Source organism: Kocuria rhizosphaericola, assembly GCF_044462205.1.
Taxonomy (GTDB): Bacteria; Actinomycetota; Actinomycetes; order Actinomycetales; family Micrococcaceae; genus Kocuria; species Kocuria rhizosphaericola.
Map to the genome: position 1 here is coordinate 1 of NZ_JBISWK010000190.1, position 22,360 is coordinate 22,360.

18 protein-coding genes and 1 pseudogene are annotated in these 22,360 nt (G+C 72.6%); 15 read left to right on the forward strand and 4 right to left on the reverse strand.

Going from position 1 to position 22,360, the window contains the following annotated elements:
* Positions 1–90 precede the first annotated feature (90 nt).
* Entirely contained in the window at positions 91–1,458 is a 1,368-nt protein-coding gene (locus ACH9D2_RS19385) for a M1 family metallopeptidase (RefSeq protein WP_396364466.1), read from the reverse strand.
* Positions 1,455–2,423 (reverse strand): zinc-binding dehydrogenase, encoded by a 969-nt coding sequence (locus tag ACH9D2_RS19390; protein WP_396364467.1) that lies wholly within the window; start codon positions 2,421–2,423, stop codon positions 1,455–1,457. The genes ACH9D2_RS19385 and ACH9D2_RS19390 overlap by 4 nt, the downstream gene beginning before the upstream one ends.
* A gap of 330 nt (positions 2,424–2,753) precedes the next feature.
* Here ACH9D2_RS19390 and argC point away from each other — a divergent pair, with 330 nt between their 5' ends.
* From argC to ACH9D2_RS19430, 8 genes and pseudogenes are all read left to right on the forward strand, one after another.
* A complete protein-coding gene (gene argC, locus ACH9D2_RS19395; RefSeq protein WP_396364468.1) occupies positions 2,754–3,803 on the forward strand; it encodes an N-acetyl-gamma-glutamyl-phosphate reductase in 1,050 nt (349 codons plus the stop codon).
* Positions 3,800–5,014 (forward strand): bifunctional glutamate N-acetyltransferase/amino-acid acetyltransferase ArgJ, encoded by a 1,215-nt coding sequence (gene argJ, locus ACH9D2_RS19400; RefSeq protein ID WP_396364469.1) that lies wholly within the window; start codon positions 3,800–3,802, stop codon positions 5,012–5,014. The genes argC and argJ overlap by 4 nt, the downstream gene beginning before the upstream one ends.
* 46 nt (positions 5,015–5,060) lie before the next feature.
* The gene (gene argB, locus ACH9D2_RS19405; protein ID WP_396364470.1) at positions 5,061–5,990 is read left to right on the forward strand and encodes an acetylglutamate kinase; all 930 of its coding nucleotides are present in this window, start codon (positions 5,061–5,063) and stop codon (positions 5,988–5,990) included.
* Positions 5,987–7,300 carry an acetylornithine transaminase gene (locus ACH9D2_RS19410; RefSeq protein ID WP_396364471.1) on the forward strand — a complete coding sequence of 438 codons (1,314 nt, stop codon included), beginning with the start codon at positions 5,987–5,989 and terminating at the stop codon, positions 7,298–7,300. The genes argB and ACH9D2_RS19410 overlap by 4 nt, the downstream gene beginning before the upstream one ends.
* Positions 7,301–7,308: 8 nt before the next feature.
* On the forward strand, positions 7,309–8,277 hold the full coding sequence (gene argF / locus ACH9D2_RS19415) for an ornithine carbamoyltransferase (RefSeq protein WP_396364472.1): 969 nt from the start codon (positions 7,309–7,311) through the stop codon (positions 8,275–8,277).
* A complete protein-coding gene (locus tag ACH9D2_RS19420) occupies positions 8,274–8,768 on the forward strand; it encodes an arginine repressor (RefSeq protein ID WP_396364473.1) in 495 nt (164 codons plus the stop codon). The genes argF and ACH9D2_RS19420 overlap by 4 nt, the downstream gene beginning before the upstream one ends.
* Before the next feature lie 124 nt (positions 8,769–8,892).
* Positions 8,893–9,917 (forward strand): annotated as a pseudogene (locus ACH9D2_RS19425) (AMP-binding protein); the annotation flags it as partial.
* A 171-nt stretch (positions 9,918–10,088) separates the two neighbouring features.
* Positions 10,089–10,397, forward strand: coding sequence for an AMP-binding enzyme (locus ACH9D2_RS19430; RefSeq protein ID WP_396364483.1), 309 nt, complete (start codon positions 10,089–10,091; stop codon positions 10,395–10,397).
* 24 nt (positions 10,398–10,421) lie between these two features.
* On the opposite strand, the gene ACH9D2_RS19435 is transcribed toward ACH9D2_RS19430, so the two are convergent.
* On the reverse strand, positions 10,422–10,856 hold the full coding sequence (locus ACH9D2_RS19435; RefSeq protein WP_396364474.1) for an ankyrin repeat domain-containing protein: 435 nt from the start codon (positions 10,854–10,856) through the stop codon (positions 10,422–10,424).
* Between the two features lie 196 nt (positions 10,857–11,052).
* On the opposite strand from ACH9D2_RS19435, the gene ACH9D2_RS19440 reads away from it, so the two are divergent.
* Positions 11,053–12,573 (forward strand): long-chain-fatty-acid--CoA ligase, encoded by a 1,521-nt coding sequence (locus ACH9D2_RS19440; protein WP_396364475.1) that lies wholly within the window; start codon positions 11,053–11,055, stop codon positions 12,571–12,573.
* Positions 12,574–12,721: 148 nt separating this feature from the next.
* On the opposite strand, the gene ACH9D2_RS19445 is transcribed toward ACH9D2_RS19440, so the two are convergent.
* Positions 12,722–14,398, reverse strand: a complete 1,677-nt coding sequence (locus tag ACH9D2_RS19445) for a catalase (protein ID WP_396364476.1) — start codon at positions 14,396–14,398, stop codon at positions 12,722–12,724.
* Positions 14,399–14,776: 378 nt separating this feature from the next.
* On the opposite strand from ACH9D2_RS19445, the gene ACH9D2_RS19450 reads away from it, so the two are divergent.
* From ACH9D2_RS19450 to tyrS, 6 genes are all read left to right on the forward strand, one after another.
* Positions 14,777–16,003 carry an argininosuccinate synthase gene (locus ACH9D2_RS19450; protein ID WP_396364477.1) on the forward strand — a complete coding sequence of 409 codons (1,227 nt, stop codon included), beginning with the start codon at positions 14,777–14,779 and terminating at the stop codon, positions 16,001–16,003.
* 141 nt (positions 16,004–16,144) lie between these two features.
* Entirely contained in the window at positions 16,145–17,593 is a 1,449-nt protein-coding gene (gene argH, locus ACH9D2_RS19455; RefSeq protein ID WP_396364478.1) for an argininosuccinate lyase, read from the forward strand.
* A complete protein-coding gene (locus ACH9D2_RS19460) occupies positions 17,590–18,273 on the forward strand; it encodes a DNA-3-methyladenine glycosylase (protein ID WP_396364479.1) in 684 nt (227 codons plus the stop codon). The genes argH and ACH9D2_RS19460 overlap by 4 nt, the downstream gene beginning before the upstream one ends.
* 26 nt (positions 18,274–18,299) lie before the next feature.
* Positions 18,300–18,836, forward strand: a complete 537-nt coding sequence (locus ACH9D2_RS19465; protein ID WP_396364480.1) for an adenine phosphoribosyltransferase — start codon at positions 18,300–18,302, stop codon at positions 18,834–18,836.
* Positions 18,837–18,955: 119 nt separating this feature from the next.
* Positions 18,956–21,214: a UvrD-helicase domain-containing protein gene (locus ACH9D2_RS19470; RefSeq protein WP_396364481.1), complete on the forward strand. Its 2,259-nt coding sequence runs from the start codon at positions 18,956–18,958 to the stop codon at positions 21,212–21,214.
* Between the two features lie 67 nt (positions 21,215–21,281).
* Positions 21,282–22,360, forward strand: a 1,079-nt coding sequence (gene tyrS / locus ACH9D2_RS19475) for a tyrosine--tRNA ligase (protein WP_396364482.1), incomplete at its 3' end; no start/stop codon positions are given.

Consider the following 22,360-nt stretch of genomic DNA (forward strand, 5'->3'; position numbering starts at 1 on the left):
CGCCGGACGCACAGCGTCCGGCGGTGGCCCGTTCTCGTCGAGGTCCGTCCGAGCGGCGCCCAGGGCCCCGGCTCCCGGAGCCGCCGCGGCTCAGGGCAGGGCGGGCAGCTCCCGGCGGAGCAGCCACGCGTCGAGCAGGCCGTCGACCTCCGCCCACCGGTGCTGGGGCACGAAGCCGCGCAGGTGCTCCCGGAAGCCCTCCGTGCTCACCCACCCGTCCCGGTTGGTGGTGGCCCAGCTGCGCAGCAGGGCGCGGAAGGCGTCCTCGCCCACGGTCTCCCGGATCGCGTGGACGGTGAGGGCGCCCCGGACGTAGACCACGTCGTCGAAGAGCCGCACCTGCCCCGGGTCCCCGATGACGAGGTCCTGACGCATCTTGGACAGCGTCCGGTGGGCCTTCTCCGCGTGCCAGCGGGCCGGCTTGCCGCCGGAGGACTCGGACCAGATCCACTCCGAGTAGGACGCGAACCCCTCGTTGAGCCAGATGTCCTGCCACGTGGACAGGACCAGGCTGTTGCCGAACCACTGGTGGGCCAGCTCGTGCGCCACGAGCCGCTGCTCCTCCCAGTCCGTGCCCAGCTGGTTCTTGCCGAACACGGAGCACGCGTAGCACTCGAACGGGTCCTCGAGCGACTCGTCGACGACGACCACGGTGTAGCTCGGGAAGGGGTAGGGGCCGAACCAGTCGCTGAACACCTCGATCATCCGGCCCTGCTCCGCGAACGTCTTCTCCGCCTTCTTGCGCCGCTTCTTGGAGCACACGAGGTGCTGTGGGACGCGGGAGCCCGTGAGCTCCCGCCGCTCGTACGGTCCGATCTGCACGGTCGCGAGGTACGGCGGCAGCGGCACCCGGGACGTGTAGACCCAGTGGCGCTCGCCTCCGCGCTCGGCCACGGACTCCAGCTCGCCGTGCACCACCACCTCGTAGTCCGCGTCCGCGTGCACGGCGACCCGGTAGGTGGCCTTGTGGGAGGGGTGGTCGACGCACGGGAACCAGGTGGAGGACCCGGTGGGCTGGCCCGCGACGAGCACGCCCTCGTCGAGCTCGGCCCAGCCGATCTCGCCCCAGGGCCCGTCCAGGGACTCGGGATAGCCCTCGTAGGCCACGGTGAGCGTGAACGTCTCCCCGGCGGCGACCGCGCGCGGCAGGGTCAGCACGAGGCGGCTGCCGCGGTGGTCCGCGCGGACCCTGCGGCCGCCGAGCAGACCGCCGAGCCCGCCCGTGCCGAACCGGACGTCGGTCACGGCGAGCTCGGTGAGGTCCAGCTCGATCCGGTCCGTGTCCTGCAGGGCCCGGCAGGTCAGGGTCGCCTTCGCCTCGAGTCCGTTGTCCTCGACGTCGTAGTCGAGGTCCAGGTCGTAGTGCTCCACGGTGGCCGCGCAGCACCCGACGTACGGGGTGTACGGGTCCCGCGCGCCGTCCGCGCCGAGGAAGCGGTGCATCTGTGCCGGGCTCACGGGACCAGCAGCAGCTTGCCCTGGGCGGCGCGGGACTGGAGCAGCTCGTGCGCCTGCCGTGCCCGGTCGAGCGGGAACGTCTCGGCGACACGGACGGTCAGGGACCCGTCGAGCACGGCGTCGAAGAGCTCGCCCGCGCGCCAGTTCCGCTCCTGCTCGTCGAGCAGGTAGTCGTTGAGCGTGGGCCGGGTGATGTACAGGGACCCGTGCTGGGCGAGCCGCTGGGGGTCGAACGGGGGGACCTGGCCGGAGGAGCCGCCGAAGAGCACCAGCATCCCGCGCCTGCGCAGCGCCCGGAGCGACTCGTCGAAGGTGTCCTTGCCCACCGAGTCGTAGACGACGTCGGCGCCGCGGCCCCCGGTGACCTCCCGGACGTGCTCGGCGAAGCCCTCGTAGCCCACCAGCGCGAAGTCGGCGCCCAGCGAGCGCGCGGTCTCCGCCTTGTCCTGGGAGCCCACCAGGGCGATCACCGTGGCACCGAGAGACTTCAGCAGCTGCACGACGAGACCGCCGACCCCGCCCGCGCCCGCGGTGACCACGGCGACGTCGCCCTCCTGGACCGGATACGTCGAACGGACCAGGTAGTGCGCGGTGAGACCCTGCAGCGGGACGGCCGCGGCCACCTCGTCGGAGACGCCGGCGGGCACGCGCAGGGCCTTCTCGGCGTCCACCACGAAGGCGTCGGCGTAGGTGCGGGAGGCCTGCGACGTGGTGATCCGGTCGCCCAGGGCGAAGTGCTGCACCTCGGAGCCCACGCCCGTCACCACGCCCATGCCCTCCGAGCCCGGCGTGAAGGGATGCTCCACGGGGTAGACGCCCTCGCGCTGGTAGACCTCGATGAAGTTCACCCCCGCCGCACGGGTCTCGACGAGCAGCTGGTGCGGGCCCGGTTCGAGGTCCGGGCGCTCGCCGAGGGTCAGGACCTCGGGGCCTCCGGCTCGCTCGACCATGACGGAACGGACCATGACGGGTACCTCCTGGAGATCGCGGACGGGAACTCCTGCCATGGTAGGCGGCAAGCCCGGCCGCGCTCTCCCCGTAGGGGGCGTCGAGGGGTAGCGTGAGCACAAGTGGGGGCACGGAAATGCCCCCGTAATCATCGAGATTTGCACATGGGAAGCGTAGATTCGGACGCAGAGCCGCTCCGGGGGGATGCGAAAGCGGCCGTGATCGGCACGACGGGGGTCCCGAGGCGCTCCGCACAGGGCGCACCTGCTCCTCCGTGACGTCGGCGGTCTCCCGTGGCGTGCATAATTATTGAAGACCATGCATAACTTTGAGCTAGAGTGGGCCTTATGACGTTCAGCGCAGCAGTATCGGGGGCTTCCGGCTACGCCGGCGGCGAGGTCCTGAGGATCCTCGCCGGTCACCCGCAGATCGAGATCGGGGCCGTGGGGGCCCATTCCAACGCGGGCCAGCGGCTGGGGGAGCTGCAGCCGCACCTGCACTCCCTCTCCGACCGGGTGCTCGTCGACACCACGGTGGAGAACCTCGCCGACCACGACGTGGTCTTCCTCGCTCTGCCGCACGGCGCCTCGGCCGCGATCGCCGCGCAGCTGCCGCCGGAGACCGTGGTGATCGACGCCGGCGCCGACCACCGGCTCGACTCCGCCGAGGAGTGGGACCAGTTCTACGGTTCCCCGCACGCCGGGACGTGGCCGTACGGGCTGCCCGAGCTCGTCGTGGACACCGAGGGCACACGCCAGCGCGAGCAGCTCCGCGGCGCCACGCGCATCGCGGTGCCCGGGTGCTACCCGACCAGCGCCCTGCTCGCCCTGGGACCCGGTTTCGCGGCCGGTCTCCTGGAGCCCGAGGACGTCGTGATCGTCGCAGCGTCGGGCACGTCCGGGGCCGGCAGGGCGGTCAAGGCCCACCTGCTGGGCTCGGAGGTGATGGGCTCGATGAGCCCGTACGGGGTGGGCGGCGCCCACCGGCACACCCCCGAGATCGAGCAGGGCCTCTCGAAGGCCGCGGGGCACCGCGTGCGGATCTCCTTCACCCCGACGCTGGCCCCCATGCCCCGGGGCATCCTCACGACCGCCACCGCGCGGATCGCGGAGGGCGTGACCGCGGCACAGCTGCGGGAGGCCTGGGAGTCCGCCTACGTGGCCGAGCAGTTCGTCACCGTCCTGCCCGAGGGCCGGTGGCCCGCGACGAAGTCGGTGGCCGGGTCCAACCACGCCCAGCTCCAGCTCGCCCTCGACGCCCGGGCGGGGCGCGTCGTCGTCACGTGCGTCATCGACAACCTCGTCAAGGGCACCGCAGGCGGTGCCGTCCAGTCCATGAACCTCGCCCTCGGCCTGCCGGAGGACACCGGCCTGACCCTCCAAGGAGTCGCACCGTGAGAACGTACCCCTCCCAGCAGCCGGCCGGCACCCTGCAGGTCGACACGGACCGCGGCGTGGCCGCCGCCCAGGGCTTCCGCGCGGCCGGCACCACGGCGGGCTTCAAGGACTCCGGCGGACCGGACCTCGCCCTCGTCGTCAACGACGGGCCCCAGCACCACGTGGGGGCCGTGTACACGACCAACCGGATCGCCGCGGCGCCCATCCAGTGGTCCAGGGCCGCGACCGCCGACGGCAGGGCCGCCGCCGTGGTCCTCAACTCCGGCGGGGCCAACGCCTGCACCGGGCCGCAGGGGTTCCAGGCCTCCCACCGGACCGCGGAGCTCGTCGGCGAGGCGCTCGGGATCGGGGCGGGCGACGTCGTGGTGTGCTCCACCGGGCTCATCGGCATCCAGCTGCCCATGGACGTCATGGAGCGCGGCCTCCCCGGGGTCGTGGAGGCGCTCAGGGACGACGACGACGCCGGGTCCGCCGCGGCCCGGGCCATCATGACCACCGACTCCGTCTCCAAGCAGGCCGCCTACGTCCGGGACGGATGGACGGTCGGCGGCATGGCCAAGGGCGCGGGCATGCTCGCCCCCGGTCTGGCCACGATGCTCGTGGTGCTCACGACCGACGCCGAACTCTCCTCGGACGCCCTGCAGTGGGCGCTCGAGGACGCGGTGAAGGTCACGTTCAACCGCACCGACTCCGACGGCTGCATGTCGACCAACGACACCGTGGTCCTGCTCGGCTCGGGCGCCTCCGGGATCACCCCGGACGAGTTCGAGTTCAGCCAGGCCGTGACGGCGGTGTGCCACTCGCTGGCCCAGCAGCTCATCACGGACGCCGAGGGCGCGTCCCACGACATCGAGATCACCACGGTCAACGCCGTGACCGAGAAGCAGGCGGAGGACGTGAGCCGCTCCGTGGCCCGCTCCAACCTCTTCAAGGCCGCGATCTTCGGCAACGACCCCAACTGGGGGCGCGTCCTGTCCGCGGTCGGCACCACCGACGCCGCGTTCGACCCCGACCAGCTCGACGTCACCATCAACGGGGTCATGGTCTGCCGCAACGGCATGATCGGGGACCCGCGCGAGGGTGTGGACCTGGCGGCCGGGCGCAAGGTGACCGTCCTGGTCGACCTCAAGGCCGGGGACGCCGACGCCACCGTCTGGACCAACGACCTCACCCACGACTACGTCGAGGAGAACAGCGCCTACTCCAGCTGACCAGCCCGCCCACCAGGACAGCACCGACCGACGGCGCAGGAGAACCATGACCGACCCGAGTGACCCGACCCGCTACGAGACCGCCCAGCTGAAGGCGGGCACCCTGATGGAGGCCCTGCCCTGGATCCAGCGCTACACCGGGTCCGTGATGGTCTTCAAGTACGGCGGCAACGCCATGGTGTCCGAGCCGCTGCGGCAGGCCTTCGCGGAGGACATGGTGTTCCTGCGTCACGTCGGGATCAAGCCGGTCGTGGTGCACGGCGGCGGTCCGCAGATCACCCGCATGCTGGAGCGGCTGGGCATCGAGTCGGAGTTCCGCGGCGGGCTGCGGGTCACGTCCCGGGAGGCCGTGGACGCCATCCGCATGGTGCTGACCGGGCAGGTCCAGCGGGAGCTCGTCTCCCTGCTCAACGCCACCGGCCCGTACGCCGTCGGGCTCTCGGGGGAGGACGCCGAGCTGTTCCGCGCGGTCCGCCGGGGCACCGTGGTGGACGGCGAGGAGGTGGACCTCGGCCACGTGGGCGAGGTCGTCGGCGTCAACCCCGAGCCCGTCGTCCAGCTCCTCGAGGCCGGGCGGATCCCCGTCATCTCCTCGGTGGCGCCCGAGGTGGACGCGCGCGGACGCCCCACCGGGGAGATCCTCAACGTCAACGCGGACACGGCCGCCGCCGCCGTGGCCGTGGCCCTGCGCGCCGAGAAGTTCGTGGCCCTCACCGATGTCGAGGGCCTCTACGCGGACTGGCCCGACAAGGACTCGCTCATCGCGTCCCTCTCCGCCTCCGAGCTGCGCGCGATGCTCCCGGGCCTGCAGGCCGGGATGATCCCCAAGATGGAGGCGGCCCTGCGGGCCGTGGAGGGCGGGGCGCGCCGGGCGTCCATCGTCGACGGGCGCAGCCCGCACGCGTGCCTGCTCGAGATCTTCACCGACACCGGCATCGGAACCCAGCTCGTCCCCGACCACGGAGCATCGTCATGACCGCCCAGCACACCACCTCCCGGTACTCCGCCCAGACCGCCCTGCTCGGCGAGTACGCCGACTCGCTGCTCGGCGTCTTCGGCAACCCGTCGCTCGTCCTCACCCACGGCAGGGGAGCCGTGGTCACCGACGCCGACGGCCGGGACTACCTCGACCTGCTCGCCGGCATCGCCGTCAACGCCCTCGGCCACGCCCACCCGCGCTGGGTGGAGATCGTCTCCCGGCAGCTGGCCACCCTCGGACACGTCTCCAACTTCTTCACCTCCCCCCAGCAGATCGCCCTCGCCGGGAAGCTGCTGTCCCTGGCCGGCGCGCCCGCGGGCTCCCACGTCTTCTTCGCGAACTCCGGGGCGGAGGCCAACGAGGCCGCGTTCAAGCTGGCCCGCCGCCACGGCCACGAGCACCCCGGCCCGGACGGCCGGCCCCGCGGCACCGTCCTCGCCCTCGAGTCCGCCTTCCACGGCCGCACCATGGGCGCGCTCGCCCTGACCGCCAAGGAGGCCTACCGGGCGCCCTTCGAGCCCCTGCCCGGCGGGGTGCGGCACATCCCCGCGACCGTCGAGGCCCTCGAGGAGCACCTCGACGGGACCGTCGCCGCGCTGATCGTGGAGCCTGTCCAGGGCGAGGCCGGCGTGCGCGAGCTGCCCGAGGGCTACCTCCGGCGGGCCCGGGAGCTCACCCGCCGGCACGGCGCGCTGCTCGTCGTGGACGAGGTGCAGACCGGGATGGGCCGCACCGGCAGCTGGTTCGCCTCCTCCGCGGAGCTCACCGGGGAGGACCTGCCGGACGCGATCACCCTGGCCAAGGGGCTCGGCGGCGGCTTCCCGATCGGCGCGATGCTGACCGTCGGCGCGGAGGTCTCCGCGCTGCTCGGCGCCGGTCAGCACGGCACGACGTTCGGCGGCAACCCGCCCGCCACCGCCGCGGGTCTCGCGACCGTGACGGTGATCGAGGAGGACGGCCTGCTCGAGCACGCCCGCGCCGTGGGCGCCGTGCTCGGCGAGGGACTGCGCGCGGTCCCCGGGATCGGGGACGTGCGCCAGCGCGGGCTGCTGATCGGTGCCGACCTCCGGGTCCCCGAGGGGGCCACCGCCCCGTTCGGCCCCGCCGTGGTCGACGCCGCCCGGGACGCCGGGTTCATCGTCAACGCGACCGGTCCCTCGACCCTGCGCCTGGCCCCGCCCCTGATCCTCACCCAGGAACAGGCGAGCACCTTCCTCGACGCGCTCCCCACGATCCTGAGCGCCGCCACCGCCGCCGTCACGGCCCCCGCCGCGGCCCCGGCCGACACCCCGCCGAAAGAAGCATGAACCCGTCCATGACCCCCCGCCACTTCCTCGTCGACACCGATCTCTCCCAGCAGGAGCAGGCGGAGGTGCTCGAGCTCGCCATCCGCCTCAAGGCCGACCGCTGGGCCCACCGGCCCTACGCGGGGCCGCAGACCGTGGCCGTGATCTTCGACAAGACCTCGACCCGCACCCGGGTCTCGTTCTCCGCCGGGATCGCCGACCTCGGCGGCAATCCGCTGATGATCAACCCGGGGGAGTCCCAGCTGGGCAAGGAGAGCGTGGCGGACACCGCGCGCGTCTTCTCCCGCATGGTCTCGACGATCGTGTGGCGGACCTACGCCCAGTCCGGCCTGGAGGAGATGGCCGCGGCCTCGACCGTGCCCGTGGTCAACGGGCTCTCCGACGCCTACCACCCGTGCCAGATCCTGGCGGACCTCCTCACCGTCCGGGAGCACCGGGGGGACCCCGCCGGGCTGACCTTCGCGTATCTCGGGGACGCCGCCAACAACATGGCCCACTCCTACCTGCTGGGCGGGGCCACCGCCGGGATGCACGTGCGCGTGGCCGGCCCGCGGAGCCACCACCCGGACCCCGCGGTGGTGCGCGCCGCCGAGGAGCGCGCCGCACGCACCGGCGGGTCCGTGCGCGTGACCACGGACCCCGCCGAGGCACTCACCGGCGCTGACGTGGTCTGCACCGACACCTGGGTGTCCATGGGGCATGAGGCCGAGACGGAGGCCCGGGCGCAGATCTTCCGGAAGTACTCCGTGGACGCCGCCGCGATGGGCCTCGCCGCGCCCGGGGCGCTGTTCCTGCACTGCCTGCCCGCGTTCCGCGGCTCCGAGGTCGCGGCCGAGGTCATCGACGGCCCGCAGTCCGTGGTGTGGGACGAGGCGGAGAACCGGCTGCACGCCCAGAAGGCCCTCCTCGTGTGGCTCATGGCCCGCTCCGGCCGGTACGACCTGGACGCCGCCGACGCCCCTGCCGTCCCGGCATGAGCATCCCCGCCACCAAGACCGCCCGGCAGGCCCGGATCGTGGCCCTCGTGACCGGCGGGGCGATCCACTCGCAGGCCGAGCTGGCCGCGCGGCTGGCCGAGGACGGCGTGCAGGTCACCCAGGCCACGCTCTCGCGCGACCTCGTGGAGCTCGGGGCCGTCCGGGTCCGCGACGGCTCCGGGGCCCTCGTCTACGCCGTCCCGCAGGCCGGGGCCGACCGCTCACCCGCCTCCGGGATCACCCAGGAGGTGCTCGACGCGCGCCTGGCCAGCCTGTGCCGGGAGCTGCTGGTCACCGCCGAGGCGAGCGCGAACCTGGTGGTGCTGCGCACCCCGCCGGGGGCCGCCCAGTACTTCGCGTCCGCCATCGACACGTCCGTGCTCCCCGCCGTCCTCGGCACCATCGCCGGCGACGACACGATCATGGTGGTGTGCCGGGAGGCCGAGGGCGGCCCCGCCGTGGCCCGCCGCTTCCTCGAGCTCGCCGAGTGAGCTCCGGGCGCCGGCGCACGCGCACGGCGGGGTCGCCCGCGCGCGGCCCCGGCTCGGGCCGGCGGTGTGGTGCAATGTCACCCACACCGTCCGCCACCTGATCCGTTCCGGAAGGAACCCCCTCATGCCGAACCTGGCGTCCCTGCTCGTCGACACGGCCGCCCGGCTGCCGCGGCGCCCCGCCGTGGTGCTCGACGACACCGTGCTCAGCTACGCCGAGCTCGACGACCTCTCGGCGCGCGCCGCGGCCCTGCTGCGCAGCGCCGGCGTCCGCCCCGGGGACCGGGTCGCGCTCATCGCCCCGAACGTCCCGCACATGCCGATCGCCTACTACGGGATCCTGCGCGCCGGGTCGGTCGTGGTCCCGCTCACCCGCTGCTGACCCCCCGCGAGCTCGCGCACCACTTCGAGGACGCCGAGGTGTCCGCCGTGGTCGTGTGGGATGCCATGGCCGGGGCCGGGCGGGAGGCCCTCGAGCGGCTGGGCCTCGACGTGCCGGTGGTCGAGCTGTCGGCGGCCGGCACCCTCCAGCAGCTCGCGGGCGTGGAGCCGCTGCCCGGGCTCGAGCAGCGGGCGGCGGAGGACATGGCGGTGCTGCTCTACACGTCCGGCACCACGGGGCGGCCCAAGGGCGCGATGCTCACCCAAGACAACCTCCTCGGCAACGCCGAGATGGTCGTGGACCTCTTCCGGATCGTCCCCGAGGACGTGTTCTTCGGCGGCCTGCCCTTCTTCCACGTCTTCGGCCAGACCGTGGCGCTCAACTCCGTGGTCGCCGCGGGCGCCGCCGTGACCCTGCTCCCGCGCTTCGCCCCGCGCACGGTGCTGGAGATCCTGGAGCGGGACCGCGTCACCGTCCTCGCCGGGGTCCCGAGCATGCACATCGCCCTGCTGGAGGCGACCGGGGGCCGCCCGGTGGTCCTCCCCGCCCTGCGGGCGGCCGTCTCGCGCGGCGCGGCGCTGCCGGTCGAGGTGCTCCGGCGCTTCGAGGAGGCGTTCGAGGTCCGCCTCTACGAGGGCTACGGACTGTCCGAGACGTCCCCGGTGGTGGCCTTCAACCAGTTCGACGGACCCGTCCGGCCGGGGTCGATCGGCACGGCCGTCCCCGGCGCCCGGCTGAGCCTCCTCGACGACACGGGGGCCGAGGTGCCCGCCGGGGAGGTGGGGGAACTGGCCGTGTCGGGGCGCTACGTGATGGCCGGCTACTGGCGCAACCCGGCGGCCACGGCCGAGGCGGTCCGGGACGGGTGGTTCCGCACCGGTGACCTCGCCCGCGCGGACGAGGACGGCTGCTACTTCGTCGTCGACCGCAAGAAGGGCATGATCCTGCGCGGCGGCTACAACGTGTATCCCCGGGAGGTCGAGGAGGCGCTGTACGAGCACCCCGCGGTCGCCGAGGTCGCCGTGGTCGGCGTCCCGGACGACGTGCAGGGCCAGGAGGTCGCCGCGTTCGTGGTGCTCACGGCCGAGGCCGCCCCGGACAGCGAGCGCCTGGTGCCCGAGCTGCGGTCCTGGGTGCGGGAGCGCGTGGCGTCCTACAAGCGCCCGCGGCTCTACCGGGTGGTGGACGCGCTGCCGAAGGGGCCCACCGGCAAGATCCTCAAGCGCGAGGTGGAGCGCCTCGCCTGAGCGGCCGGCGGGCGTCCCGCGGCCTCAGCGGGCCGTGTACTCCTCCAGCACGGGGACGAGGTCCGTGCGCTCGAAGACCCGGGCGAAGTCCAGGGCGGAGTGGGCGCCCGCCGTCTGGGAGGCCCCGGCCTCGAGCAGCGCCCGGACGATCGTCTCGTTGCCGCGGAAGACCGCGCTCATCAGCGCGGTCTGACCGTTGTCGTTGACCCGGTCGGGATCCGCCCCGGCCTCGAGCAGCGCCGTGACGGTCTCCTCGCGCTGGTGGTAGGCCGCGAGGACGAGCAGGGTGTCGCCCTTGCCGTTGGTGAGGTTGACCGGGACGCCCGCGCGCACGGCCGGCAGGAGGTTCTCGGTGTCGCCGGTCCGGGCCATCTCGAACAGGGAGAGCACGTAGGCCATCTCCTCCTCGGTCAGCTGGGGTGCCGCCTGGTCCTGGGGCTGCTGGGGGGTCTCGGTCACGGGTGGTCCTTACGTGGTCGGTCGGATGATGCTCCTGCAGGGCAGTTTATCGAAGGCGGGGACTGCGACACGCTCGGTCCCCGGAATACCCGGGTCTTGACGTTGCAGTAACCGACTGGCACGCTCGTGTGACACAGCTCACCTCCCGCCCGTCCCTCGCGCCGGTGCCCGTGCACCGGGGATCCGGAGTTCCCCCATGACGAATCTCGCCACCCTGCTCACCGACACGGCAAAGGCCCGTCCCGGGTCCCGGGCCGTGGTCCTCGACGACAAGGTCCTGACCTACGGGGCTCTCGACGACCTGTCCGCCCGGGTCGCGTCGATGCTCGCCTCCAGCGGCATCGGGGCGGGGGACCGGGTGGCCATGATCCTGCCCAACGTCCCGCACATGCCGATCGCCTACTACGGGATCCTGCGCGCGGGCGGCGTGGTCGTGCCCCTCAACCCCCTCCTCAGCCCCCGGGAGCTGGCGTACCACTTCGCGGACGCCGAGGTGTCCCTGGTGCTGGTCTGGGAGGCCATGGCCGAGGCCACCCGGGCCGCGGTCGCCGAGCTGGACCGGGACGTCCCGGTGGTCGAGATCTCGGCCGCCGGTACGCTGCAGGCGCTCGGGGACGTCCCGCCGCGCCCCGGCGTCGCCGACCGCGACGACGACGAGCCCGCCGTCCTGCTCTACACCTCCGGGACCACGGGCCGGCCCAAGGGCGCCGTCCTGACGCACCACAACCTGCGGACCAACGCGGAGCTGTCCGCGAGCCTCTTCGACCTGGGGCCCGAGGACGTGATGTTCGGGGCTCTGCCGTTCTTCCACGTGTTCGGCCAGACCGTGGCGCTCAACGGCGTCGTCCGGGCCGGGGCGGCCGTCACGCTGCTGCCGCGCTTCGACCCGGCCCGGGCGCTGGAGATCCTGGCGCGGGACGAGGTCACGGTCTTCGCCGGGGTGCCGAGCATGTACGTGGCGTTGCTCTCCGCGGCGGGGGAGGGCCCGGTCGAGATGCCGCACCTGCGGGCCGGCGTCTCGGGCGGGTCCCCGCTGCCGGTCGAGGTCCTGGAGCGCTTCGAGAAGGTCTTCGGGGCGCCGATCTACGAGGGCTACGGCCTCTCCGAGACCTCCCCGGTGGTGTGCTTCAACCAGCAGGAGCACGGGCGGAGGCCGGGGTCGATCGGCACCGTGGTGCGAGGGGCGCAACTGAGGGTCGTGGACGACCTCGGCGAGGAGGTCCCCGTCGGGGAGGTCGGCGAGCTCGCCGTGGCGGGGGAGTACGTGATGGCCGGGTACTGGCGCAACCCCGAGGCCACCGAGGCCGCGATCCGAGACGGCTGGTTCTACACGGGGGACCTCGCCCGGGTGGACGAGGACGGCTTCTACTACATCGTGGACCGCAAGAAGGACATGGTCCTGCGCGGCGGCTACAACGTCTATCCCCGCGAGGTCGAGGAAGTGATCTACCAGTTCCCCGGCATCGCCGAGGCCGCGGTGGTCGGGGTCCCGGACGAGGCCATGGGCGAGGAGGTCGCCGCCGTCGTCGCCTTCCGCGACGTGCCCGAGGAGGCGCAGGACGCGAAGGTCGACGAGCTGGACGCCTTCGTCCGCGAGCGCGTGGCCAGGTACAAGCACCCGCGCTACTACAAGGTGGTCGACGAGCTGCCGAAGGGCCCGACCGGCAAGATCCTCAAGCGCTCCCTCGACCTCGAGGGAGCCGGGCGCCGCGGCTGAGCGCGCACGCGGAAGGGGCCGGCCGCTGGAACGCGGCCGGCCCCTTACCTCTGGCGGGTCCACCAGGACCCCGGGGCAGGCGCCCCTACCTCTGGCGGGTCCACCAGGACCCCGGGGCAGGCGCCCCTGCGGGGCGCCTGCCCCGGGGTCAGTTGGACATCATCGCGGGGCTCGCCGGCTGCGGCTCGCGCTCCACGCGCACGTGCTCGTTGGGCACGCAGTGGGTCATGGTCAGCCCCGCCACGCTCCGAGGGCCGTTGTTGCCGAGGTTGGCCAGGCGCTGCTGCTCCTCCTCGGTCAGGCGCTGGGTGGACAGCGGGGCCAGGTCCTTGACGTCCTCGAGGGAGACGCCGATGCCGTCGCCCACGAGCCGGCCCATCTCGTCCTCGATCATGTAGAAGTGCCAGACCATGCGCTCCTGGATCGGGCGGTCGCACTGGGACAGGGCGCCGAGCAGGTTGGCGATGAGCTCCTCCTTCTCCCAGTCCTCCTGGAGCTGGAAGCGCTCGCCGGCCTGCTTGTAGTCGTTGGTCCGCTCGATCTGGGCGCGGGTCAGGCGCGCGTTGAGCTCGGGGCCGACCTCGGGCTGGTAGCCCTCGGGCTTCGGGGTCTCCTGCACGCCGCCGATGATGGACGGCTCGTAGTTCACGTGCGGGTTCTGGCCGGGAGCCACGTCCACGCCGTAGGCCATCTGGCCGTCGCGCTGGTTGGTGGCCACCGGGGCCTTCGGCGCGTTGACCGGCAGCTGCAGGTAGTTCGGGCCCACGCGGTAGCGCTGGGTGTCCGAGTAGGAGAAGGTGCGGCCCACGAGCATCTTGTCGTCGGAGAAGTCGAGCCCGTCCACCAGCACGCCGGTGCCGAAGGCGATCTGCTCGTTCTCCGCGAAGAAGTTCTGCGGGTTGCGGTCGAGGACCATGCGCCCGACCGGCTTCGGCGGGAACAGCTCCTCCGGCCACACCTTGGTGTCGTCCAGCGGGTCGAAGTCCAGCTCGGGGTGGTCGTGGTCCTCCATGACCTGCACCTGCAGCTCCCACTCGGGGTAGTCGCCGGCCTCGATCGCGTCGTAGAGGTCCTTGGTGTGCGAGCCCAGGGTCTGGGCCTGGATGTTCGCCGCGTCCTCGGAGGTCAGCGACTTCACGCCCTGCTTCGGGATCCAGTGGTACTTCACCAGCACGGACTCGCCGGCGGCGTTGACCCACTTGTAGGTGTTCACGCCGAAGCCCTGCTGGTGGCGGTAGTCCGCCGGGATCCCGCGCGGGGAGAACAGGATCGTGACCATGTGCATCGCCTCGGGCGACTGGCTCCAGAAGTCGAAGGCGCGGTTGGCGACGCCGGCCTCGAAGTTCACGGGGTCCGGCTTCTGGGAGTGGATGAAGTCCGGGAACTTGATGGCGTCACGGATGAAGAAGACGCCGAGGTTGTTGCCGACGAGGTCCCAGTTGCCGTCCTCGGTGTAGAACTTCACGGCGAAGCCGCGGGGGTCGCGGGCGACCTCGGAGGAGTCGCGGCCGCCGGCCACGGTGGAGAAGCGCACGGCGGTCTCGGTGCGCTTGCCGGCCTCCTGGAAGAGCTTCGCGCGGGTGTATTTGGCGATGGGCTCGTCGCCGAACTTGCCGTAGGCCTCGAAGTAGCCGAAGGCCGTGGTGCCGCGGGCGTGGACCACGCGCTCGGGGATGCGCTCGCGGTCGAAGTGGCTCATCTTCTCGAGGAACGCGTAGTTCTCGAGGGTCGCGGGCCCGCGCGAGCCCACGGTGCGGGTGTTCTGGTTGTCGTGGACCGGGTGGCCCTGGCGCGTGGTCAGGGTCTGGTCGGGAACGTTCGTCATGGGGTTCCTCTCGGGGTCGGGACAGGGTGTCCGGGAGGGCCGGGGCGCGAGCGCGCCTGCCTGCCCGGGTGTGCTCATCGGTGAGGACGACACCTCGCGTCCAGTATGTCGGAACCGCCAGGCTATTGCTAGCGATTCATAATTGCGGAGTGGCGCGTCGCGCCGGTGCAGGTGGGGGGCGTGTCGGGGGAGTGCCGGTCGGCCGGCAACCAGTCGACCACCGGGTGCCGGGGGCGTCAAGGCCGCGACCGGGGGAGTGTGCCGGTGAGCGCGGCGGCCGGCTCGCGAAGTATGCATAAATACAAGTGGCCGTGTATAGTCATGCACAGAAGGCGGGGCCACGTCGTGGCGCCCGGACCACTGACGAAGGAGAACACCGTGACCGAGCGCGTTGTGCTGGCCTACTCCGGAGGCCTCGACACCTCCGTGGCCATCGGCTGGATCGGCGAGGCGACGGGGGCCGAGGTCATCGCCGTGGCCGTCGACGTCGGGCAGGGCGGCGAGGACCTGGAGACCATCCGGCGCCGCGCCCTCGACTGCGGCGCCGTCGAGGCCTACGTGGCCGACGCCCGCGACGAGTTCGCCGCGGAGTACTGCATGCCGGCGCTGCAGGCGAACGCCCTGTACATGGACGCCTACCCCGTGGTCTCCGCGCTGTCCCGCCCGGTGATCGTCAAGCACCTCGTGGCCGCCGCGAAGCGCTTCGGCGCCTCCACCGTGGCCCACGGCTGCACCGGCAAGGGCAACGACCAGGTCCGCTTCGAGGTGGGCATCCAGACGCTGGGCCCCGAGCTCAAGTGCATCGCCCCGGTCCGTGATCTCGCCCTGACCCGCGACAAGGCCATCAACTACGCAGAGAAGCACCACCTGCCCATCGCCACGACCAAGAAGAACCCCTTCTCGATCGACCAGAACGTGTGGGGCCGTGCCGTGGAGACCGGGTTCCTCGAGGACATCTGGAACGCCCCCACGAAGGACGTCTACGACTACACGGACGACCCCACGTTCCCGCCGCCGGCCGACGAGGTCGTGATCAGCTTCAAGGGCGGCATCCCGGTGGCCCTCGACGGCCAGCCCGTCACACCGCTGCAGGCGATCCAGGAGATGAACCGGCGCGCCGGGGCCCAGGGCGTGGGCCGGATCGACATCGTGGAGGACCGGCTCGTGGGCATCAAGTCCCGCGAGGTCTACGAGGCCCCCGGCGCCATGGCCCTCATCGCCGCGCACCGGGAGCTGGAGAACGTGACGGTCGAGCGCGAGCAGGCCCGCTTCAAGCGCATGGCCACGCAGCGCTGGACCGAGCTCGTCTACGACGGCCAGTGGTTCTCCCCGCTCAAGCAGTCCCTCGACGCGTTCATCCAGGACACCCAGAAGTACGTGGACGGCGACATCCGGATGACCCTGCACGCCGGCCAGGCCACGGTCACCGGCCGCCGCTCGGACACCTCCCTGTACGACTTCAACCTGGCCACCTACGACGAGGGCGACGCGTTCGACCAGTCCCAGGCCCGCGGGTTCATCGAGCTGTTCGGCATGTCCTCGAAGGTCGCGGCGTCCCGCGAGCAGCGGCTCGCGGCCGAGGGCATGCAGACCACGACCACGTAGGCTCGTCCCCAGCAGGAACGGGCACGACGGCGGAGGGCCCCATCGTGGCGGTGGGGCCCTCCGCGCACGCCGGAGCACCGCGTCCGGTCCGGACGGACGGGACGGCCAGGACGGGACGGCCAGGACGGAACGAGGAGAGACATGGCGCAGCAGGACAAGCACGGGACCAACGAGGGCGCGCTCTGGGGCGGGCGGTTCGCCGGGGGACCGGCCGACGCCCTCGCGGCCCTCAGCCGGTCGACGCACTTCGACTGGCGGCTGGCCCCCTACGACATCGCGGGCTCCCGCGCCCACGCCCGGGTCCTGCACACGGCGGGGCTGCTGAGCGCCGGCGAGCTCGAGGGCATGCTCGAGGCGCTCGACCGCCTGGAGGCGGACGTCCGCTCCGGGGCCTACGCGCCGGCCCCCTCCGACGAGGACGTCCACGGCTCCCTCGAACGGGGGCTCATCGAGCGGGCCGGCCCCGAGCTCGGCGGCAAGCTGCGCGCCGGCCGCTCCCGCAACGACCAGATCGCCACGCTCGGGCGGATGTACCTGCGCGACCACGCCGCGATCATCGCCCGCAACGTCCTCGACGTCGTGCAGGCCCTCCTGGACCAGGCGAAGGCCCACCCGGAGGCCCCGATGCCCGGTCGCACCCACCTCCAGCACGCCCAGCCCGTGCTCCTGTCCCACCACCTGCTCGCGCACGCGTGGGCGATGCTCCGCGACGTGCAGCGCCTCGTCGACTGGGACGCTCGCGCCGCGGTCTCGCCCTACGGCTCCGGCGCGCTCGCCGGTTCCTCGCTGGGGCTGGACCCCGCCGCGGTGGCCGCGGAGCTGGGCTTCGACTCCGCCGTGCACAACTCCATCGACGGCACGGCCGCCCGGGACGTCTACGCCGAGTTCTCCTGGGTCACCGCGATGATCTCCGTGGACATGTCCCGGATCTCCGAGGAGATCACCACGTGGGCCACCAAGGAGTTCTCCTTCGTCACCCTCGACGACGCCTTCTCCACGGGGTCCTCGATCATGCCGCAGAAGAAGAACCCGGACGTCGCCGAGCTCGCCCGCGGCAAGGCGGGCCGGCTGATCGGGGACCTCACGGGCCTGCTGGCCACGCTCAAGGGCCTGCCGCTGGCGTACAACCGGGATCTCCAGGAGGACAAGGAACCGGTCTTCGACGCGATCGACCAGCTCGAGGTGCTGCTGCCCGCCGTGGCCGGGATGATCGGCACGCTGGCGTTCAACACCGAGCGGATGGCGGAGCTCGCCCCGCAGGGCTTCGCCCTCGCCACGGACGTCGCGGAGTGGCTCGTGCGCCAGGGCGTGCCCTTCCGGGACGCCCACGAGATCGCCGGCGACGCCGTGCGGGTGTGCGAGCAGCGCGGCGTGGAGCTGTGGGACCTCTCCGACGAGGACTTCGCCGCGATCTCGACCCGGCTCACCCCGGGCGTGCGCGAGGTGCTCACCGTCGAGGGCTCGCTGGCCTCGCGCAGCGCCCAGGGCGGCACCGCGCCGTCGGCCGTGGCCGCGCAGATCCGCGAGCTCGAGGACCAGGTGGCCGAGGCCGCGGCGTTCTCGCGCCGGGTTCCGATCGTCGCCGGATGAGCAGCGCCGGGCCGGTCACCGGGCCGGCGCTGCTCGAGCTGCTGTCCCGGCCGGCTCCCGAGGTGGCCCCGCGGCTGCTCGGCGGCCTGTTCGGCCACCGGACCGGCGAGGGCGCCGTGGTCCTGCGGATCACGGAGGTCGAGGCGTACGGCGGTCCGGACGGCTCCGACCTGCCGGACCCCGGGGCGCACACGTGGCGCGGACGGACCGCGCGCAACGCCTCGATGTTCGGCCCGCCCGGCCACGTCTACGTGTACTTCACGTACGGGATGCACCACGCAGTGAACCTGGTCTGCCGGCCCGAGGGCACCGCCGGCGGGTGCCTGCTGCGGGCCGGCGAGGTCGTCAAGGGGATGGAACTGGCCCGCGCCCGCCGCGCGGTGGGCCGCACGAGCCCCGTCCCGGACGCCGCACTGGCCCGGGGGCCCGGCAACCTCGCCAAGGCCCTGGGCATCGACCGGACCCACGACGGCGCCGCGCTCGCCGCGGGGGAGGACGCCGCGGCGCCGGGCTTCTTCCTGCGCTTGCCCGGCGCCGAGGGCGGGGCCCCTGCCGGCCGCGGCCCGCGCACCGGGGTGTCCGGGCCAGGCGGGACCCCGGAGTTCCCCTGGCGGTGGTGGCTCCCCGGTGAGCCGTCCGTCTCCTCGTACCGGCCGGCGGTCCCGCGCCGGCGCCGCTGAGCCCGCGCCGGGCCCGGGCGGCTAGCATGAGCGGCGTGACTGAATCCGTTGAGCAGATGATCGAGCGCCTGTGCGTGAAGATCCCCGACTACCCGGAACCGGGGGTCCTCTTCCGCGATCTGACGCCCCTGTTCGCGGACGGCGCCGGTTTCCGGCGGACCGTCGACGCCCTGGCCGACGCCTTCCGCGGCCAGTTCGACTACGTCGCCGGCATCGAGGCCCGCGGCTTCCTGATGGCCGGGGCCGTGGCCTACACGACGGGCCTGGGCCTCATCCCGGTGCGCAAGGCCGGGAAGCTGCCGCGGGAGACCTACCGCGAGGAGTACGTCCTGGAGTACGGCTCGGCGGTGCTGGAGATCCACACCGACGACGTCCCCCGCGGCGCCCGTGTGCTCGTGCTCGACGACATCCTCGCGACCGGCGGCACCCTCGGGGCCACGGCGCAGCTGCTGCACCGGGCCGGGCTGCACGTCGCCGGCTTCGGGCTGATCATGGAGCTCACCGACCTGCGGGGCCGCAGCCAGCTCGGCGGGCACCGCGTCCGGGCCCTGTACCGGGTCTGACCAGGGGCGTCGGACCCAGGAACGGCCCCTGTTACGCATCGCACGGTCTCTGCGCCGTGCGAACGCCCGCGGACCGGTAGAATCGATGGTCTGTTCGATCCGGAACGAGGTGTCCACCCATGGCAGAGACCGTCGCCACGATGGCGGCTGAGCAACTGGCTGTCGAGCGCGCGTACGTCGCGATGCTCTACGACCGGCTCGACGAGCTGCGGGCCGAGAAGGCCGCGGAGCTCGCGGCCGTACGGCGCAGCGAGTCGTTCGGAAACCACCAGAACCGCGCGGAGCGGGACGCCTTCGCGTCCCACTACGAGGACCGCCTCGCCCAGCTCGAGGCCGTGGACCACCGGATGGTCTTCGGCCGCCTGGACGCCCAGGACGGCGACCGCCGGTACGTCGGGCGCATCGGTCTCGCCACCGCGGACCACCAGCGGCTCATGGTGGACTGGCGCGCCCGCGAGGCGGCCGCGTTCTACCAGGCCACCGCGCAGAACCCCATGGGCATCCGGCGGCGGCGCCACCTGATCCTCGAGGGCCGCGACGTCGCCGCGCTCGAGGACGACGTCCTCGACCCGGACATGCTCGAGGACGAGGGCGTGCTCCACGGCGAGGGCGCCCTGCTCGCGGCGCTGAACCAGAAGCGCACCGGGCGGATGTCCGACATCGTCGCGACCATCCAGGCCGAGCAGGACAAGATCATCCGCGCCCCGCTGCCCGGCGTCCGGGTGGTGCAGGGCGGGCCCGGCACCGGTAAGACCGCCGTGGCCCTGCACCGGGCGGCGTACCTGCTCTACGAGCACCGGGAGCGGCTGCGCAAGGCCGGAGTGCTGATCGTCGGTCCGTCGTCGTCGTTCATGTGGTACATCGAGCGGGTCCTGCCGGCGCTCGGGGAGACCGGCGTCGTGATGTCCTCCCTGTCCGAGCTGTTCCCGGGCGTGGCCGCCGTCCCCGAGCGCGATCCCCGCACCTCCCGGGTCAAGGCGGGCCTCGACATGGCCGACGTCGTCGCGCGCGCCGTGCGCGACCGCCAGAAGGTCCCCGCGCAGGACCAGGTCCTGCGCGTCGACACCCACCGCGTCACCCTCACCCCGCGCACGGTCAAGCGCGCCCGGGACAAGGCCCGCGCCACCGGGAAGCCGCACAACGAGGCGCGCAACACCTTCGTGAAGATCGCGCTGCGGGAGCTCACCGAGCAGCTCGGCGAGCACCTCAACACCACGAGCGGCAACGTCATGGACCGCTCCTACCTCGCGGAGGACATCCGGCAGTCCCGCGACGTGCGGATCGCGCTCAACCTCGCGTGGATGCCGCTGTCGCCCCAGACCCTCATCGGCCAGCTGTTCAGCAAGCGGCACTACCTCGAGTCCGCCGCCCCGCACCTGGACGCCGCACAGGTCGACGCCCTGCTGCGCCCGGCCGACGCCCCCTTCACCGTGGCGGACGTGCCGCTGCTGGACGAGGCCGCCGAGCTGCTGGGCGACCTCGAGGAGGCCGGGGTGCGCCGGCGGGCCGAGGCGGAGCGCGAGCATCGCAAGGCCACGGACAACGCCGAGCACGCACTGCAGAACATGCACCAGAGCCTCGAGGACGTCGGGGCGGACGGCATCGTGACCGCGGCCCAGCTCACGGACTTCAACGCGGTGACCCAGCACCGGATGACCGCGGCCGAGGCCGCGACCTCGGACCGCACGTGGGCGTACGGGCACGTGGTCGTCGACGAGGCCCAGGAGCTCTCGCCGATGCAGTGGCGCGTGCTGATGCGCCGGTGCCCCATGAAGTCGTTCACCGTGGTCGGCGACATCGCCCAGGCGGGCTCGGCCACCGCCGCCCGCAGCTGGCAGGACGCCCTCGAGCCCTTCGTGGGGGAGCGGTTCGCCCTCGACGAGCTCACGGTCAACTACCGCACCCCCGCCGCCATCGCGGAGGCCGCGGTCGACGTCGCCCGGGCCGCCGGCCTGGACATCTCCGCCCCGCGCGCCGTCCGCGACGGTGAGGCGCCGATCGTGCGGCGCGTCGACGCCGCGGACGTGGCCGACGGCGTGCTCGAGCAGGTGCGCGCAGAGCTCGAGCTCGTCAACGGCGGGCTCGTCGCCGTGATCGTGCCCGAGGACCGCGTGCAGGAGATCGGCACCGCGCTCGCCGGAGCCCTGCCCGGACTCGTGGGGGCCGGGGTCCGCCGGCTGGACCGGCAGGTCGTGGTGCTCTCCGCATGGGACGCCAAGGGACTCGAGTTCGACTCGGTGGTGGTCGTCGAACCGCAGGCGCTCGTCGAGGAGGTCGGCGGCGGGGTGGGCAACCTGTACGTGGCCATGACCCGGCCCACCCAGCGGCTGCGCGTCGTGGCGGCCCGGCAGCTCCCGGCCGGTCTCGAGCGGTACTGAGCCCGGACCACCGGTGTCACCGGGACGCGGAGGGGATCCCCCTCCGCGTCCTGGTACCTTGGAAGCCGTGTCGAACGCAATAGACCTGGACCTCCAGCACAACGATCCGTCCTTCGCCAACGTGTGGCAGGAGCTGCTGTGGCGCGGCCTCGTGCACGTGTCGACCGACGAGGCGGCCCTCGAGCGGTCGCTCGCGGAGGAGAAGGTCACCTATTACTGCGGGTTCGACCCCACCGCGGCGTCCCTGCACCTCGGGCACCTGGTGCAGCTGCTGCTCATGCGCCGGCTCCAGCTCGCCGGCCACCACCCGATCGGGCTCGTGGGCGGGTCCACCGGTCTGATCGGGGACCCGCGGCAGAGCTCCGAGCGGGTCCTGAACTCCCGGGAGACGGTCGCGCAGTGGGTGGACCTGCTGCGCGCCCAGGTCGAGCGCTTCCTCTCCTTCGAGGGCGAGAACCGGGCCGTGATGGTCAACAACCTGGACTGGACCTCCCAGCTGTCGGCCATCGACTTCCTCCGCGACATCGGCAAGCACTTCCGGGTCGGCACGATGATCAAGAAGGACATCGTGGCCAAGCGGCTGAACTCGGAGGAGGGCATCTCCTACACCGAGTTCAGCTACCAGATCCTGCAGGGACTGGACTACCTGAACCTCTACCGCGACCACGGGTGCACCCTGCAGACCGGGGGATCCGACCAGTGGGGGAACCTGACCTCCGGGACCGACCTGATCCGCAAGGTGGAGGGCGTGGCCGTGCACGCCGTGGGCACCCCGCTGATCACCAACTCGGACGGCACGAAGTTCGGCAAGTCCGAGGGCAACGCGGTGTGGCTTGACCCGGAGCTCACCTCGCCGTACGCCTTCTACCAGTTCTGGCTCAACACGGCCGACGCGGACGTGGTCGACCGGCTCAAGGTCTTCACGTTCAAGACCCGGGCCGAGATCGAGGAGCTGGCGCGCTCGGTCGAGGAGGAGCCCTACAAGAGACAGGCCCAGAAGGTCCTCGCCTGGGAGGTCAACTCGCTGGTGCACGGGGAGGAGGCGACCGAGAAGGCGATCGCGGCCTCGGCCGCCGTCTTCGGACGGGGCGAGCTCACGGAGCTCGACGCCGAGACCCTGGACTCGGTCGCCCGGGAGCTGCCCGG

Bases quoted from the DNA above. Each gene is read 5' to 3' on its own strand.
- ACH9D2_RS19390 (WP_396364467.1), bottom strand. From the start codon at position 2,423: ATGGTCCGTTCCGTCATGGTCGAGCGAGCCGGAGGCCCCGAGGTCCTG.
- argC (WP_396364468.1), top strand. From the start codon at position 2,754: ATGACGTTCAGCGCAGCAGTATCGGGGGCTTCCGGCTACGCCGGCGGC.
- argB (WP_396364470.1), top strand. From the start codon at position 5,061: ATGACCGACCCGAGTGACCCGACCCGCTACGAGACCGCCCAGCTGAAG.
- ACH9D2_RS19410 (WP_396364471.1), top strand. From the start codon at position 5,987: ATGACCGCCCAGCACACCACCTCCCGGTACTCCGCCCAGACCGCCCTG.
- argF (WP_396364472.1), top strand. From the start codon at position 7,309: ATGACCCCCCGCCACTTCCTCGTCGACACCGATCTCTCCCAGCAGGAG.
- ACH9D2_RS19420 (WP_396364473.1), top strand. From the start codon at position 8,274: ATGAGCATCCCCGCCACCAAGACCGCCCGGCAGGCCCGGATCGTGGCC.
- ACH9D2_RS19430 (WP_396364483.1), top strand. From the start codon at position 10,089: ATGATCCTGCGCGGCGGCTACAACGTGTATCCCCGGGAGGTCGAGGAG.
- ACH9D2_RS19440 (WP_396364475.1), top strand. From the start codon at position 11,053: ATGACGAATCTCGCCACCCTGCTCACCGACACGGCAAAGGCCCGTCCC.
- ACH9D2_RS19445 (WP_396364476.1), bottom strand. From the start codon at position 14,398: ATGACGAACGTTCCCGACCAGACCCTGACCACGCGCCAGGGCCACCCG.
- argH (WP_396364478.1), top strand. From the start codon at position 16,145: ATGGCGCAGCAGGACAAGCACGGGACCAACGAGGGCGCGCTCTGGGGC.
- ACH9D2_RS19460 (WP_396364479.1), top strand. From the start codon at position 17,590: ATGAGCAGCGCCGGGCCGGTCACCGGGCCGGCGCTGCTCGAGCTGCTG.
- ACH9D2_RS19465 (WP_396364480.1), top strand. From the start codon at position 18,300: ATGAGCGGCGTGACTGAATCCGTTGAGCAGATGATCGAGCGCCTGTGC.
- ACH9D2_RS19470 (WP_396364481.1), top strand. From the start codon at position 18,956: ATGGCAGAGACCGTCGCCACGATGGCGGCTGAGCAACTGGCTGTCGAG.